We start from the raw sequence: 15704 nt of genomic DNA, 5'->3' as shown, positions 1-15704 counted from the left end.
CAGAAAAGCGTGGTGCTGCGGTGGGGTGGGTTTCAGACCTCCCTCTACTGCGAACGCATCAGCTCCAACCCCAGAACTGCAGATACCAACCGTACCCGACCACGGCCGTCGCCAGCCCGGCGCAGCCGAAGGCCAGCAGGCGGCGCAGGCCGTTGGCGCCATGACGGGTGATCACTTTCCACGCCAGCGTCAGGGTCCAGCCGATGGCGCCGGCCAGCAGCAGGGCACGGGTCGGTTGCGCCCAGGCGAGGATGAAGCCCTCATAACGCAGCAACTTGATGGTGGTGGCCGAGAGGCCGAGAAACAGCCCGGCGCCACCCAGCGGCGTGAACGCCAGCGCCAGGTGATGGAACACCTCGCCGCGGCGATTCATCAGGCGCACCGCGCCTTGCAACAGCAGCCACAGCGCGCCACCGATCAGCAGCGAGCTGGCGCCGATATAGGTGAGGATCGCCGCGCCGTCGAGCCAGGTGAAGGCGTCGTTGTTCTGCGGGTAATGGGTCAGCAGCCACCAGGGTGCGTTGGCTTGCAGCGGCCAGAAGATGTCGCGATCGACCAGCCACTCGGCAGCGGTCTGCTTGAGGGTGATGAACCAGGGGCTGACCGTCCACTGGAAGGCGCCCATGGCCAGACCGATCATGCCGAACAGCAGCAGCGTGCTGTCCCAGTGGCCGTGCTGCGCCTGGTTGCCGACGATAAGGATTTCCTGGTTTGGCGAGCGGGCGGCGAGGGCGACGGCACCGCGCTGGCCGCTGCAGCGACCGCAGGCGTGGCACTCGCTGTTGCCCTGCATGCGGCGGATGTCGATCAGCGGCGCGCAGTTGGGTGTCGCCAGCTTGGGTCCCTGGTTGGCCTGCCACTGCTCCTCATCGACCTTGTAGTGCATCGGCGCCAGGCGCGCGAGCAGGCCGAACACGCCGCTGACCGGGCACAGGTGGCGACACCAGACGCGTTTGCCGCGGCCATAGAGGAAGCCGACGATCATCGCGGCGACGGTCGAGCCGCCTAGAATCAGCGCGGCGGCGCGGCCGTAGTCGTACACGCTGATCAACTGGCCGTAGACCGTGGTCAGGACGAAGGCGATGGTCGGCCAACCGCTCCAGCGTATCCACTGCGGGGTGCGCTTGTTCAGCCCGCGCCAGCTGATCCATTCGCTGAGCGAGCCTTCCGGGCAGAGCACGCCGCACCAGAGCCGGCCGAAGATGACCATCGACAGCAGCACGAAGGGCCACCAGAGGCCCCAGAACAGGAACTGGGCGAACACCGTGATGCTGTCCAGCATGCGCGCCTCGGAGGGCGGCAGGGAGAGCACCGCGGGGACCAGCAGCAAGACCAGATAGAAACCAACCACCAGCCATTGGATCAGGCGGATGGTCTTGGCATGCTGACGCATCAGGTCACCGATGCGCGCCAGCCAGGGGCTGTTGGCGATCATGCGGTGCGAGTCTCCAGGCGAGCCTCCGACTTGGGCCGCAGCCAGGCCCAGACCGCCAGCCAGTACAGCGCCATGACGATGACCGCCGCCAGCGAGGGCATCGCGCGGTAGCCGGTGAGCCCGGCCAGCGTGCTGCCCAGGGTGCCGCCGTCATCGAGCAGGGCGGAGGTGTCCCACAGCGGGTCGCCGAACACCGTGTACAAGACCTCGGGTACGTCCATCCCCATCAGCTGACCACTGAACCGGTCGAGCCCGGCCATCAGCAGAGCGGCGCCGAGCAGCAGCAATAGGGCTTCGCTGACCTTGAAGAAGCGCTTCCAGGAGAAGAACCGGCTGCCGGCCTGCAACGCCGCGTAGCTGAGCAGGGCCAGCACGAATCCCAGCACGCCGCCGACAACGAAGCCGGTCAGGTCCGCGCCTTCCTGCTGGTGGCCGATGCCGTAGAGGAACACTACGGTCTCGCTGCCTTCGCGCGCCACGGCGAGCATCGCCAGTACCAGCAGCCCGATGCCGCTGCCCTGGTTGAGGCTTGCCGCCGCGCTGTCGACCAGATTGCGCTTGAGGTCGCGACCGTGATGGTGCATCCAGCCGACCATCTGCAGGATCAGCAGGGCAGCGATGATCAGCATGGCGCACTGGAACCATTCACCGGTCGGCCCAGCCAGCCAGTCGCCGGCGCTGAGGATGCCCCAGGCCAGCAGCGAGGCCAGGCCAACCCCGGCAACCACGCCGCCCCAGAGCATGCGCAGCGCGTGACGGTTGTCCGGTTGCTGGCTCAGCCAGGCATGCAGGATGCCGATGACCAGCAGTGCCTCGACGCTTTCGCGCCAGACGATGAACATTGATTGGCCCATGTCGCTTCTCCTGTACGGCAACTACTTGGCGATGATCTCCCCTTCCGGCAGGTCCATATGGAACTCGTCGAAGAAGGGGTAGCGACCCGGTTTCAGCGGATGAATGACGACAAACGAGGACACACCGGGCGAGAGCACCTTTTCCACCCGCAGCGGTGTGCTCTCGAACTCGGTGGGACCCTTGCCCGCATTGGTGACCACGATCTTGAAGCGCTGGCGAGCCGGCACCTCGATCGTGGACGGCTCGAAATGGCCGTCACGGATGGTCAGCTCGTAAGTCGGCAGCCCGGCCTGGGCGCCGCCGGCAAAGCCGGCAGCGAGCAGCGCGAGGGCGGGGAGCAGGGCGCGTCGCATGGTGTGCCTCCGGCTCAATAGCCGCCTTTCTTGCCGATGCCGGCGTAGGTGAATTCGTAGTCGAGCTTGCAGGTCTTGAACCAGGGCGCGACGCCGGTTTCCTTGTCGACGTGGCGGCCGAACATGCTGTGCTGGCCGTCCGGCGGCGAGACGGTGAGGGTCAGCTGGTACTTGCCCGGGCCCATCAGCTTGACGTTGTCGCCGTAGTGCGGGCCATCGTTGGCGACCATTGGGTGGAATTCGCCTTCGATCTTCTCGTCCGAACCCTTCTTGCTCAGCGCGTAATGGATGTTCAGGTAGGAGACGAAGCTGCCTTCCTGCCAACCGTTGGGGTTGTTCTCCAAGGCGGAGATGTCGGCTTCCAGGTGCACGTCGGACTTGGCCGCGTCGAGCATCATCCCGGCCGGTTCCATTTCGACCGGCTGCAGGTAGACCGCACCGACCTCCATACCACCGCACTGCTGGGGTTCGCCGATGGGGTATTCCTTGGCCTGGACGAGCGGGGCGGCGAGCAGGGAGAGAACGGCGAGAGTAGCGGGAATGCGCATGAAGGCCTCCGGTAATGGGTCTGTAGGTTGACGCGTTAAGGTTCGCACCTGTGATGCTTAACGATAATGATTCGCGTCAATTGTGAAGGAAATACTTTGTAACGTATAGCCCCCAGCTCAGGGGAGAGTGACTGCCGATACGCCGCAGGGCGCGGGCTTTGGTGGCTTGGCCGGCGTGGGTGCGCCGGGTTGTCGCACCCCGGGCGATGGAACCGCCATCGGGCCGTGCCCTGCCGCTAACAGGCGGGTGCTGCCGCGACGATAAGGGGCTGCGGACAGACCGTTAGGGGCCTACCATATGCTTTTCGACCCGGAAAATGCCAATGCCTCAAGCCGCCATGTTGGATGCCCGCACCGCCCGCGTCTTGCCCTGGCTGGTCGCCATCGCCTTCTTCATGCAAACGCTCGACGGCACCATCCTCAATACCGCACTGCCGGCCATGGCGCGCGATCTGGCCGAGGATCCGTTGCGCATGCAGGGCGTGGTCATCGCCTACATGCTGACCGTGGCGCTGCTGATCCCGGCGTCGGGCTGGCTGGCCGACCGCTTCGGCACCCGGCGCGTATTCCTCAGCGCGCTCATGCTGTTCACCCTCGGTTCGCTGTTCTGTGCGATGAGTGCCAGCTTCAACCAACTGGTCGTCGCGCGCGTCGTGCAGGGCGTGGGCGGTGCGCTGATGCTGCCGGTCGGGCGCCTGGTCGTCCTGCGCGCCTATCCGCGCAGCGAGTTCGTCCGGGTCATGACCTTCATTGCCTTGCCCGGCATGGTCGGCCCTTTGATAGGCCCGACGCTCGGGGGCTGGCTGGTCGAGTACGCCTCCTGGCACTGGATCTTCCTGATCAACCTGCCGGTGGGGCTGATCGGCTGTTTCGCCGCGGCGCGTTTCATGCCGGATCTGAAAAGCCCGGAGCGGATGCGCTTCGACAGCTTCGGCTTTTTGCTGTTTGGCGGCGCCATGGTGCTGATCACCATCGCGCTCGAAGGCCTGGGCGAAATGCAGATGCCGCACGCGCGGGTGCTGTTGCTGCTGGTGATTGGCAGCGCCTGCCTGACGGCCTATTGGTTGCGGGCAGGGCATGTCGATAAACCGCTGTTCAGCCCGACGCTGTTCCATACGCGCAGTTTTGCGGTGGGCATCTTCGGCAATCTGTTCGCCCGTCTGGGCAGCGGTGCGCTGCCGTTCCTATTGCCGTTGCTGTTGCAGGTGGCGCTGGGCTATTCCCCGGCTCAGGCTGGTATGACCATGATTCCCCTGGCCGTCGGGGCAATGCTGATCAAGCCCTTGGCCAAGCCGCTGATCGACCGCTTCGGCTACCGCCGCATCCTGATTGGTAACACGCTGCTACTCGGCAGCCTGATCGCCAGTCTGGCGACCATCGATGCGCAGACGCCGACCATTTTGCTGTTGGTGCACCTGAGCCTGATCGGCATGGTCAACTCGATGCAGTTCACCGCGATGAACACCGTCACCCTGGTCGGCCTGAGCCAACAGAACGCCAGCAGCGGTAACAGCCTGCTGTCGGTGGTCGTGCAGTTGTCGATGAGCCTCGGTGTGGCGTCGGCCGGCGCCTTGCTGGGCGGCTTCACCGAGCCGGGCGCTGACGGCGCGGCGGTATTGCAGGCGTTTCACCTGACCTTTCTGTGTGTCGGGGCGATATCGCTGATGGCGGCCTCGCTGTTCTTCCAGCTGGACAGCAAACAGGCGATGGCCGCGCGTTTGATCGACGACGAGTGACGGACCGATCAACCGGTGCAGCGTTCGGTCTGTTCGGCTTCTTCTTCGTCGTCGGGGATCTGGTCGGTCACGATCACGCGGGCGTGATAACCGTTGTCCTCTTCCATGCGCAGGCCATAGTAGCGGCTGTCATACGCATCCCAGAACGCTTCGACCTGCGCCATGGTGCCCGCTTCGAGGAGCACTTCCAGGCTGTTTTCCAGGACAATTGTGTAGAGTTTTTCGCAAGACATGATGGACTGGCTCGTGCTCGATCTCAGGAATGACCACTGCTCGGCGGTGGTGATGTCATTCTGACAGCTTGCGTGCACGGCGCAGTGCCCGCTCATCGCCTGGTGGCAGAATCCCGCTGAACGGTTCTTCGTCCGTGTGGTCATCGCGCACCGGGCGAGCGGGCCTGGGTGGGTCGATCTTCAGCCTGAGCCTGCGAAACGACGACGGCCGCCAGCCAAGCGGGGCTCAGCGTGGCGGCCGTGCGCGGGCTTCGCCGGCAATGGCTAGAAGGTCTTGCTGACCCCTACCACGAGGGTGGCGGAGCAGACGTCGTCGAACCCGTTGAAGCTGGCGCATTCATCCTTGCCAAGGCTGGTATCGACGTAGCCCAGCGACCAGTCGAGGCCCTTGAACGCGCGCGAAACCTCGATCTGCCATTCGCGGTAGCTTTCCCGCTCGCCGCCGTTCGCGGTAAAGAACACCGGGTCCTTGTAGTCCACCCGTCCATAACGAACCTCCAGGCCCAGCTCAGCGGGCAGTTCGGTTCGATAGCCCAGGTAGCTGTACAGATAGCTCTGGTCGCCACCCATGTCGTCGGCGTAGTTACCGCCGAGAAACATCCCGTAGGCGCTGAGTTCCGCGTGGTACTCGTCGTAGTCGAAGCCGCTGTGTCGCGGATACAGGTACTTGATGTAGGAGAGGTCCAGGCTCGCGTCGTCGCTGATCTGCCAGAAGTAGCCTGCGTAGAGGTCGATCTCCTGGCGCGTGTCGATTCCGTCGCCGAAATCCACGTTGGACGACCAGGCTCCCGCGTACCAGCCGCTGCTGTGAATGAGCGTTGCCGAGCCCTGCAGGGCGGGGTCGTTCTGCGTCTGTGACACGCCGCGCGTGCGGTAGTCGCTGTACAGGCCCACCTTGGCTTCCAGAAACAGATCGTCGTTGATCTCGACGGCACTGGCGGCCGATGCGCAGAGCAGGCTTGCAAGGGGTAGCAATAGGATGTGCTTCATGCGGGTTCTCTTGTTGTTATTAATGGAGGCTTCTCGGGTGTTACAGGGGCGATGTCCCGGGCCCGCTGCGTTTCGGGTGCGTTCGAGGCGTGCAGGCGCCGTCGGCCTGCCGCCGGTACGTGGGCTAGATGAGGTTCGCTGGCAGGATGCTGCCGTTGCGTTCGGCCGGGGCGGCGTCCACCTCGGCCATGTCGAGATGCGCGGTTTCGCGCAGCAACCATGAGCAGACGGCCACGATGGACAGCGCCAGGGTGCCGTACAGGGCCACGCCAAAGGGGTTGTGATCGCTGGCGATGAGGATCGCGGTCGCTGCGCTCGAGGCGGTTCCGCCACCGAGCGCGGCGCCGATCTGGTAGGCCGCCGACATGCCCGAGTAACGCATGGTCTTGGGGAACTGCTCGGCCAGGAACGCCGGAATCGGTCCCTGCGTGGCGCCCATCAGCGCACCGACCATGACGTAGGCGGCGCAGGCGGCGGGCAGGCTGCGCAAGCCGACCAGGGTGAAGAAGGCGAACAGCCCGGCGGCGAGTATCACGGCGCCGAACACCATCACCGGCCGGCGCCCGAGGCGGTCCGACAGCGCAGCGAACAGCGGCGCGGTGAAGACGATGGCGACGGACATCGAAATATCGAACAGCAGGGCTTCGGTGCTGCCATAGCCGACCTGCGTCGCATACGCCAGGAAGAAGGTGCTGCCGATGTAGGCGATGGTGACGTAGCCGAACGCGATGCCGGTGCACAGCAGCATCTCGCGTGGCCGCGCGCGCAACGCGGCAACCAGCGGGATGCGTGCCTTTTCGCGGGGCTTGTGCTGTTCCTGGCTGGGGTTCTGCAGCCGCGCATACAAGCCGATCAGGACCAGCACGCCGCCCAGCCAGAAGGGAATCCGCCAGGCGAAGTCGGTCAGGTTGTCGTCGTAGGCCATGCCGACCAGGGCGAACATCAGCGAGCCGAGGATGCCGCCGATCCCGATACCCATGCTGGTGAAGCTGCCCCACAGGCCACGTTTGCCCGGCGGTGCCGACTCGATGCCGAAGAGCGCCGCGCCACCCCATTCGCCACCGGCGGCAAAACCCTGGATGAGGCGCAGCAGCACCAGCAAGACGGGCGCCGCCGGGCCGATATCGGCGAATGTCGGCAGGCAGCCGATCAGCAGCGTGCTGGTACCCATCAGCAGCAGGGTGATGACCAATGCTTTCTGCCTGCCGATGCGGTCACCGTAGTGGCCGAAGACGACGCCGCCCAATGGGCGCGCGAAAAAGCCCGCGCCGAACGCGGCGAAGGCGACCAGGGTCGCCGTGAGCGGGGGCAGGTCAGGGAAAAATACCGTCGGGAACACGAGCGCGGCAGCCACGCCGTAGATGACGAAGTCGTAGAACTCCAGTGCCGTTCCCATCCCTGACACGAAAAAGGTGCGTATGGCGGTAGGCCCGCCCGTTCCAGATTGATCAGCCATTTGGTTTTACCCGTTCAGTGCTCGTTGGCGGGCGGTGATACGCCGCCCGCTGTTGATGCCTCAAAAGCGCAAGTAGCCGTTCTCGGCGAGGGCCATGGGTGTCCCGGTGCGATAGAGCAGGTCGCCACGCTCGCTATCGATGGCGACGGTGAGCAGCGTTTCCCAGCGCTCCTGCGGGGCCAGGTGCAGGTCCGGATGGAAGCAGATCGGTGCCTGCTCGCCTTCGGCGCCGCAGAAGGCGCGGGCTCGTTGCGCCAGATCGCCCACGCGCATCGCATCGCGCTGGGCGTCTACATGAGCCAGACGGTTATGGGTCGTGTCGTCGACGGTGCGATCACCGGTCACCAGCTCGGGCGCCAGGAAGTGGTTGGTGTGGGTGATCCAGCCATCGGTGCCCGGCAAGACCAGCGCGGTGGCCTGGGGCGACATCTCGATACTGGCCGCGCGCGGACGCTGGTTGTGCCGGCTGAACACGGTCAGCACGGTCGAGGCGCTGACCCGCGCCGAGCGAGCCAGTTCGATGGCCTCGTCCACGTTGCGCGCTTCTTCCAGGACGCGGCGGGCGACCGCATGCACGGGAACGCCGCCACTGGCGTTGTCGCTGCGGTGATGCAGGATGTTGAAGTGCAGGCCGAGCCCGGCGCTGTTCACGCCGATCTTGCCGAGCATGCCGAACTCGGTGAAGAGCTTGACCGTCAGGCCGGTGGCGGCGGTCAGTTGCAGCAGCAGGCCATGGGGGACCAGGGCGTCATGCCAGTCCCAGGTCTGCAGGGTCCGAGGGGCCTCGTCGGTCGTATCCGGGGCATACACCGCTGTGGAGCATTCGCCCAGGGTGGCCTCCGCCAGCGCCGCCAGGATCTCGGTGCGTGCATTGAGCGCCGCCAGCTGCCAGACCGGCAGGCCGGCACCCTCGGCGGTGGCCGTCAGTTCCTCGGCGAGCTCCGGGCACCAGCCCTGGAGCGCGTCCAGACTGGACTCGGCGATCGCGCGAACCTGCCGAGGATCGATATCGACCTGCGAAAAGAAATCCAGATACAGCGCGCAGGTGTGCCTGATTTGCGGCGCCCAGCGGTCGCCGATCTCGCGGCCGCGCTGCTGCGGATTCTTCGTCTCGGTAACCTGTGTTTCTAACTTCACTGCATTTATTCCTAGGGGTGGTTCAGGCATGGCTTCGCCATGGCAGGCCTCACGACCTGCCTGGAAGAGAGGGGGATCAACGAGAGAAGACTTCCCGTCCGGCGAAGTAGGTCTTCACGACCTGCGTATCGCGCAGGGCTTCGGGCTCGACATCGAAGACGTCGCGGTCGAGGACGATCAGGTCGGCTTGTTTGCCCGGTTTCAGCGAACCGATGCGCTGGTCGAGCAACAAGGCGCGGGCGGCGTTGAGCGTATAGGCCTGGAACATGACCTCGCGGTCGATCGCCTCCGCCTCGTTGAGGACGCCCTTCGGGCCTTTGCGGCTCACCGCCTGGTAGATGGCCTTCCACGGGTCTGCGGTGGTGATCGGCCAGTCACTGGCGCCGGCGATGGTGGCGCCGTGCTTGAGCAGCGATCTGGCCGGGTACATGAACTGGTTGGCCATCGCGGTGATGTAGGGGCTCACGAGATCGACGCTCATCTCGTCCGCGGCGGCCCAGTACAGCTGCATGGAGGCGATCACGTCGAGTGGTTTGAAGCGGCCGAACTCTTTCGGGTTGACCAGCTGCAGGTGGGTGATGGAGTGCGGGATTCCGCTGTTTCGATGGCTGCGGGCGAACTCGATGGCATCGAGCGTGCTGCGGACCGCTCGGTCGCCGATGGCATGAACGTGCACCAGCCAGCCACGCGCGTCGGCGGCATCGACCAGTTGGGCGAAGCCTTCGGGATCGAACAGCAGCTCCCCGTTCTTGCCCGAGTTCGTGTAGGGCTCGAGCACGGCCGCGCTCTGCGCGGGGTATTCCGCGACGCCATCGGCGAAGACCTTGATCCCCGGCAGGCTCAGGTTGGGGATGTCGAGGAACTGGCGTCGTACCTTGTCCAGCTCATCGAGATCCTTGGGGGTGGCCTTGGAGTCGGCCATGAGCAGGGCGGCCACGTGCGCCGTCAGCCCGCCTTTCTCGGCCAGGGCCTTGTAGGCCGGCAGCACGCCGACCGAGGTGTTGTCGATGTCGCCACCGGGGTTCTCGTTGATCAGCGGCTCCATCCAGGCGGTGATGCCCAGGCTGTGCAAATGCTGCTGGGCGTCCTCGAGCGCGGCCAGCAGTTCGGCATTGCTGGCCAGCGGGAGCAGGGCTTGCACCGGATACAGGCCCGCGTCGACGAGAAAGCCGTTGGGCTGCCCGTCGTCGTGACGGCCGATGGTGGCCGACTCCTCCGGGCCCAGGCTGGCGATCTTGGCCGCATCGATACCGGCCCGGCTCAGCAGGGCGCGGTTGGCCCAGCCGGTGTGATAGTCGCCACCGGCCAGCAGAATCGGGACCTGCGCCCATTCACCGTGGTTGAAGCGGCGTTCCAGCTCATCGATCCGGTCCCAGTAGGCGGCCGGCACCCCACCGACGCTGAGGAATTCACCGCGGCGGGCGGTGCCGTCGTCACGCCACTGGCGCAGCTTGCGCTCGAGTTCGTCGACCGGCATGTTTTCGTCCGCCAGGTTGGCCTGGCGCCGCTGAAGTCCGCCTTTGACCACGTGTGCGTGGGAGTCGATGAAGCCGGGCATGAGCACCTTGCCGCCCAGATCGATCACCTCGGTGGCCTGCTGCCGCAGGGCCAGGATCTGCTCGTTGGTGCCGACGGCCTGAATCCTGCCGTCCTCGACCGCAATGGCCTGCTGCAGGGGTTGGCCGCTTTCGGCGGTGTAGACCTTGGCGTTGTGGATGATCAGGTCTGTGGCAGCGATCGTTTCCATCGAGGCACAGGTGATGGCGCCGGCAAGTAGCGTGGTGAGCGTGAGTTTCATGCGATTGCTCTATTATTGTTAGTGTTCGGTCAGGCTAGCGAGTGGTCCGTCTCGGAAAAATGCCTGTTCGCTCATAACTCTTGTGCCGTTTAGGAAAAGATCTTGGACAAGCTCAGCGCGCTTCAGATGTTCGTTGCCACGGCCGAGCACGGCAATTTCAGCCGTGCGGCTGAGCAGCTCGGCAAGACGCCGTCGGCCCTCACCAAGGCGGTGGCGCTGCTGGAAGCGGAGCTGGGTGCCCGGCTGTTCGAGCGCACCACCCGGCGCATGGCGCTGACCGAAGCGGGGCACCTCTACCTCGATGGGGCGCGCCAGGCCTTGTTGCAGTTGCAGCTGGCCAGTGAAGAGGTGGAGTCGTTGCAGCGCGACCTCTGTGGGAATCTGCGGATATCCGCGCCGCCGTCCTTCGGCCCGGCGTTTCTGTCCCAGGTGTGCTGCGGTTTTCTTACCGAGCATCCGCAGGTGCATCTGGAAGTGGAGCTCAACGACACCTACGTCGATCTCATGGATGGCGGCTACGACCTGGCGCTTCGCGACGGCCCGATCGACCTGCCCGGCGTGATCGCCCAGCCGTTGATGGAAAACAATCTGCTGCTCTGCGCGAGCCCGGCCTACATCGCGCGCAAGGGCGCGTCCGTTACGCTGGACAACTACCAGGAACACGACTGGCTGATATTCCGCCATCCGCTGATCAATCGCCGCTTCTGGTGGGTCCAGCGGGAGCACGAGCGCATCCGGATCGACCAGCCGGTGCCACGCCTGGCCAGCGACAACTACGATTTCCTGCTGGCGTGCCTGCTCGCTGGCCAGGGGTTGCAGTTCGTGCCCCGCTGGAGCGCGGCGCCCTATCTGGCACGTGGTGATCTGGTCGAAATCGACGCGCTGTACTGGCGCGAGCCCAGCGCGTTCGGGCCGCAGATCTACCTGATGTATCTGCCGCACCGCCGTAATACGCGCAAGGTGAAGGTGTTCATCGAACACCTGAAAAGCTATTGCGGCACGCATCTGCCCGGGTTGTGCCAGGACAGCGCCGGACTCGCCGCGCCGATCGCCGACCCGGCCTAGTCCGTGCCGCCGGCGGGCATGCCGGCGGTTGGCGCCAGGTCAGCCGTTGGCCAGCAGCCGGGCTCGGAGGAGTTCGGCCAATTCATTGAAGAACACGTGGACCGAGCGAAGCGACAGGCTGTCCGGGCGTGTGAGCAGCCAGATATCGGTATCGCAACCCTCGAGCGGACCGCTCAAGCGCTCGGTGCCGTCCAGGCTGCTGATCAGGAAGTCGGGCAGGGCGGCGACGCCCAAACCCGCACCCACCAGGCTGCCCACCGCCGAGATACTGCTACAGCGATAGCGCGGCACCACGCTGGGGTGCGCCTGCAGGCGCCAGGCCACGGAGACGTGATCCGACAGCGAGTCGTCCGGCGCGATCCAGGCGAGCTCCGTTGGCGCCTGCTGATACAGCGCCTGGTAGCTGGGGTGGCCGCAGACGTAATAGGAGCTTTTGCTCAAACGCCGGCCGGCGAGGTGTTCGGGCGGGGCGTTGGAGAGACGCAAGGCGATGTCCGCATCGCGCCTGCTCAGGCTGGCGAAGGCGTTGGACGTCGCCAGTTCGAGCGAAATGGCCGGATAGCGCGTCATCAGTTCTGACAATACCGGGATCAGCAGGCTGCGCAGCACGGCGTCGGTGCAGGTCAGCCGGACGGTGCCGCTGATGGTCTTCTCGCCGAGCGTCAGCGCGATTCGCGCCGTTTCCAGCGCCTGCTCGGCCCGCTCTGCCTGCTCGGCCAGCGCCTGGCCGCCCTGGGTGGGGGTGTAGCCCCGGCGGTTTTTTTCGAACAGCGCCACTTCCAGGTTGGCTTCGAGTTTGCGCAGCGCGCGGAACACCGTGGAAACGTCCACCTGCAGCAGCTCGGCGGCTTTGGCCAGGGTGCGTCCGCGCACCAGGGCGAGCACGAGACTGAGGTCCGCGTGAGTGATTTGATATTGCATCAGCGCAAACATCCTTTGCGATTTTGCCGCTATGGGTTGCTTCGGCGCGCATTTTATACTCGGCCCGAGACTGCGAATCAAATCGCTCACAGGCCTGCGATAGCCGCTTAGCGCCATCGGCGCCCGCAGCCAGTGCCAATAACAAATTCGCTGCGAAACCAGCGCGTCAGCAGCCAGGATGTAGCCAAAATGATCTCCGTATCCCCCCGTGTCATACAGCTCAACGAAGCAAACAGCTTTCTGAAGGAGCATCCCGAAATCCAGTACGTCGATTTGCTGATCGCGGACATGAACGGGATCGTCCGTGGCAAGCGCGTCGAGCGAGCAAGCTTGCACAAGGTGTACGAGAACGGGATCAAGCTGCCCGCCTCGCTATTCGCCCTGGACATCAACGGCACCACGGTGGAAAGCACCGGTCTGGGCATGGACATCGGCGATGCCGACCGCGTGTGCTATCCGATCCCCGACACGCTGAGCCCCGAGCCTTGGCAGAAGCGTCCGACCGCCCAATTGCTCATGACCATGCACGAGCTGGACGGCACGCCGTTCTTCGCCGACCCGCGTGAAGTGCTGCGTCAGGTCGTGCAGCGCTTCGATGAGCTGGGGCTGACGATCTGCGCGGCGTTCGAGCTCGAGTTCTACCTGATCGATCAGGACAACGTGAACGGCCGGCCGCAACCGCCGCGCTCTCCGCTGTCCGGCAAGCGGCCGATATCCACCCAGGTGTACCTGATCGACGACCTCGACGAGTATTCCGACTGCCTGCAGGACATCCTCGAAGCCGCGCGGGAGCAGGCGTTGCCGGCCGACGCCATCGTCAAGGAGAGTGCCCCGGCGCAGTTCGAGGTCAACCTGCACCACGCCGAGGACGCCATCAAGGCCTGCGACCATGCCGTGCTGCTCAAGCGCCTGATCAAGAACGTCGCCTACGACCACGAGATGGACACCACCTTCATGGCCAAGCCCTATCCCGGCCAGGCCGGCAACGGGCTGCATGTGCACATCTCGCTGCTGGACAAGAAGACCGGGAAGAACATCTTCGCCACTGACGATCCGGAGCAGCACGCGCCGCTGCGCCATGCGGTGGCCGGGATCCTCGAAACCATGCCGGCGTCGATGGCCTTCCTTTGCCCCAACGTCAACTCCTACCGCCGTTTCGGTGCCCAGTTCTACGTGCCCAACGCCCCGAGCTGGGGGCTGGACAACCGCACGGTCGCGGTGCGCGTGCCCACCGGCAGCAGCGAGGCGATCCGCATCGAACACCGGGTGGCCGGCGCCGACGCCAACCCGTACCTGATGATGGCCGCGATACTCGCCGGCATTCACCACGGCCTGACCAACGAGCTCGATCCGGGGCCCGCGGTGGAGGGCAACGCCTACGAACAGCTCGAGCAGGCCCTGCCGACCAACCTGCGCGACGCCTTGCGCGAACTGGACGACAGCGAGGTGCTGAACAAGTACATCAGCCCCGATTACATCGACATTTTTGTCGCCTGCAAGGAGGCGGAAATGGCGGAATTCGAAAGCACCATTTCCGACCTGGAATACAACTGGTACCTGCACACGGTCTGAGGAGTTGAACGGATGACCACCCTGACCGCAAACGATTGGGAACAGCGCGCCCGCGCGCTGCACATCGAAGGCCGTGCGTTCATCGATGGGCACTACCGTGACGCCGTGGGCGGCGCGGTGTTCGACAACATCAGCCCCGTCGATGGCCGCCAGCTGGCCCGCATCGCCAGTTGCACCGGCGAAGATGCGGAGCTGGCGGTAACGGCCGCGCGCGACAGCTTCGAGCGCGGCGACTGGGCGCATCGCGCGCCGGCAGAGCGCAAGCGCGTGCTGATCGCGTTCGCCGATCGTTTGCTCGCCCACGCCGAAGAGCTGGCGCTGCTCGAGACCCTGGACATGGGCAAGCCCATCGGCGATTCGCTGAGCATCGATGTGCCGGCGGCGGCCAACGTGATTCGCTGGAGCGCCGAAGCCATCGACAAGGTCTACGGCGAGGTCGCAGCGACGCCTCACGACCAGCTTGGTTTGATCACCCGCGAGCCGGTCGGTGTGGTGGCGGCGATCGTGCCCTGGAACTTCCCGCTGATGATGGCCTGCTGGAAACTCGGACCGGCCCTGGCGACCGGCAATTCGGTGGTGCTCAAGCCCTCGGAGAAGTCGCCGCTTACCGCCATACGCATCGCCCAGCTGGCGCTCGATGCCGGCATTCCGGCTGGCGTCTTCAACGTGCTGCCCGGCTATGGCCACACCGTCGGCAGCGCGCTGGCGCGGCACATGGACGTCGACACGCTGGTGTTCACCGGCTCGACCCGGGTCGCCAAGCAACTGATGATCGATGCCGGTCAGTCGAACATGAAACGGGTCTGGCTCGAAGCCGGCGGCAAGAGCCCGAACATCGTCTTCGCCGATGCACCGGATCTCGAGGCGGCGGCCGAGGCGGCGGCCGCGGCCATCGCCTTCAACCAGGGAGAGGTGTGCATCGCCGGCTCGCGGTTGCTGGTGGAGCGCTCGATCAAGGATCGCTTCCTGCCGCTGGTGGTCGCCGCGTTGCAACGCTGGCAGCCGGGGCACCCGCTGGACCCGAACACACGCATCGGCGCGTTGGTCGACGGCGGGCATCTGGACACCGTGCTCGGTTTCATCCAGGCGGGACGGGACGAGGGCGCCGTGCTCATGAGCGGTGGCCAGCGCGCCCTGCAGGACACCGGCGGCAGCTATGTCGAGCCGACGCTGTTCGACGGGGTGACCAACGCCATGCGCATCGCTCGCGAAGAAATCTTCGGTCCGGTGCTGTCGGTGATCGCCTTCGACAACGATGAGGAGGCGGTGAACATCGCCAACGACACCCCCTATGGCCTGGCCGCCGCGGTGTGGACCGCCGATCTCTCGCGGGCCCATCGCACCGCCCGCGCGTTGCGTGCCGGCAGCGTCTGGATCAACCAGTACGATGGGGGCGACATGACTGCGCCGTTTGGTGGCTACAAGCAGTCGGGTAACGGTCGGGACAAGTCCTTGCATGCCTTCGACAAGTACACCGAGCTGAAGGCTACCTGGATCAAGCTCTAGCGAGCCATCCACGACTGGCGGCCGCTGGCGCCGCTTCGTTCATTCACCGTCGCGCATCGCGTCGCTGCGCCAAGCCGCTGGCTGGCCACGACAGATGCG

The 15704-nt window shown here is 65.3% G+C and carries 14 protein-coding genes; 4 read left to right on the top strand and 10 right to left on the bottom strand.

All coding sequences use genetic code 11. The features are described 5' to 3' along the window. Positions 1-58: 58 nt before the first annotated feature. Genes KVO92_RS09235 through KVO92_RS09220 form a run of 4 tightly spaced genes read right to left on the bottom strand, consistent with a single transcriptional unit; the run spans position 59 to position 3191 of the window. Positions 59-1435: a 4Fe-4S binding protein gene (locus KVO92_RS09235; RefSeq protein WP_217475281.1), complete on the bottom strand. Its 1377-nt coding sequence runs from the start codon at positions 1433-1435 to the stop codon at positions 59-61. Next, entirely contained in the window at positions 1432-2289 is an 858-nt protein-coding gene (locus tag KVO92_RS09230) for an FTR1 family iron permease (protein WP_217475280.1), read from the bottom strand. The genes KVO92_RS09235 and KVO92_RS09230 overlap by 4 nt, the downstream gene beginning before the upstream one ends. Positions 2290-2310: 21 nt before the next feature. After that, positions 2311-2643 carry a cupredoxin domain-containing protein gene (locus KVO92_RS09225; RefSeq protein ID WP_217475279.1) on the bottom strand — a complete coding sequence of 111 codons (333 nt, stop codon included), beginning with the start codon at positions 2641-2643 and terminating at the stop codon, positions 2311-2313. A gap of 14 nt (positions 2644-2657) precedes the next feature. Next, positions 2658-3191, bottom strand: coding sequence for an iron transporter (locus KVO92_RS09220; protein ID WP_217475278.1), 534 nt, complete (start codon positions 3189-3191; stop codon positions 2658-2660). Positions 3192-3514: 323 nt separating this feature from the next. On the opposite strand from KVO92_RS09220, the gene mdtD reads away from it, so the two are divergent. After that, positions 3515-4927: a multidrug transporter subunit MdtD gene (gene mdtD / locus KVO92_RS09215; RefSeq protein WP_217475277.1), complete on the top strand. Its 1413-nt coding sequence runs from the start codon at positions 3515-3517 to the stop codon at positions 4925-4927. 8 nt (positions 4928-4935) lie between these two features. Here the strand turns inward: mdtD and KVO92_RS09210 are convergent, their stop codons facing one another. The 5 genes from KVO92_RS09210 to KVO92_RS09190 all read right to left on the bottom strand — a co-directional run bounded on the left by KVO92_RS09210 (position 4936) and on the right by KVO92_RS09190 (position 10541). Next, positions 4936-5160 (bottom strand): hypothetical protein, encoded by a 225-nt coding sequence (locus tag KVO92_RS09210; RefSeq protein ID WP_217475276.1) that lies wholly within the window; start codon positions 5158-5160, stop codon positions 4936-4938. 264 nt (positions 5161-5424) lie between these two features. Then, the gene (locus KVO92_RS09205; RefSeq protein ID WP_217475275.1) at positions 5425-6150 is read right to left on the bottom strand and encodes a TorF family putative porin; all 726 of its coding nucleotides are present in this window, start codon (positions 6148-6150) and stop codon (positions 5425-5427) included. A 124-nt stretch (positions 6151-6274) separates the two neighbouring features. Continuing rightward, positions 6275-7606 carry an MFS transporter gene (locus tag KVO92_RS09200; RefSeq protein WP_217475274.1) on the bottom strand — a complete coding sequence of 444 codons (1332 nt, stop codon included), beginning with the start codon at positions 7604-7606 and terminating at the stop codon, positions 6275-6277. A 60-nt stretch (positions 7607-7666) separates the two neighbouring features. Beyond that, entirely contained in the window at positions 7667-8743 is a 1077-nt protein-coding gene (locus KVO92_RS09195; RefSeq protein ID WP_217475273.1) for a C45 family autoproteolytic acyltransferase/hydolase, read from the bottom strand. A 76-nt stretch (positions 8744-8819) separates the two neighbouring features. Beyond that, positions 8820-10541: an amidohydrolase gene (locus KVO92_RS09190; protein WP_217475272.1), complete on the bottom strand. Its 1722-nt coding sequence runs from the start codon at positions 10539-10541 to the stop codon at positions 8820-8822. A gap of 102 nt (positions 10542-10643) precedes the next feature. Here KVO92_RS09190 and KVO92_RS09185 point away from each other — a divergent pair, with 102 nt between their 5' ends. Further along, complete coding sequence (locus tag KVO92_RS09185; protein ID WP_217475271.1) at positions 10644-11606, top strand: LysR family transcriptional regulator; 963 nt, start codon at positions 10644-10646, stop codon at positions 11604-11606. A 39-nt stretch (positions 11607-11645) separates the two neighbouring features. Here KVO92_RS09185 and KVO92_RS09180 read toward each other — a convergent pair whose 3' ends face one another. Beyond that, positions 11646-12527, bottom strand: a complete 882-nt coding sequence (locus KVO92_RS09180) for a LysR family transcriptional regulator (RefSeq protein WP_217475270.1) — start codon at positions 12525-12527, stop codon at positions 11646-11648. A gap of 192 nt (positions 12528-12719) precedes the next feature. Between KVO92_RS09180 and KVO92_RS09175 the strand changes: the two genes are divergently transcribed. Next, complete coding sequence (locus KVO92_RS09175; RefSeq protein ID WP_217475457.1) at positions 12720-14099, top strand: glutamine synthetase family protein; 1380 nt, start codon at positions 12720-12722, stop codon at positions 14097-14099. 12 nt (positions 14100-14111) lie between these two features. Further along, a complete protein-coding gene (locus KVO92_RS09170) occupies positions 14112-15605 on the top strand; it encodes an aldehyde dehydrogenase (protein WP_217475269.1) in 1494 nt (497 codons plus the stop codon). Positions 15606-15704: the final 99 nt, after the last annotated feature.

Origin of the sequence: Stutzerimonas stutzeri (assembly GCF_019090095.1) — a bacterium.
In the GTDB taxonomy this organism is placed as follows: domain Bacteria; phylum Pseudomonadota; class Gammaproteobacteria; order Pseudomonadales; family Pseudomonadaceae; genus Stutzerimonas; species Stutzerimonas stutzeri_AN.
Note: the sequence above shows the minus strand (reverse complement) of the source record. Positions and strands in the feature narration are given on the sequence as shown.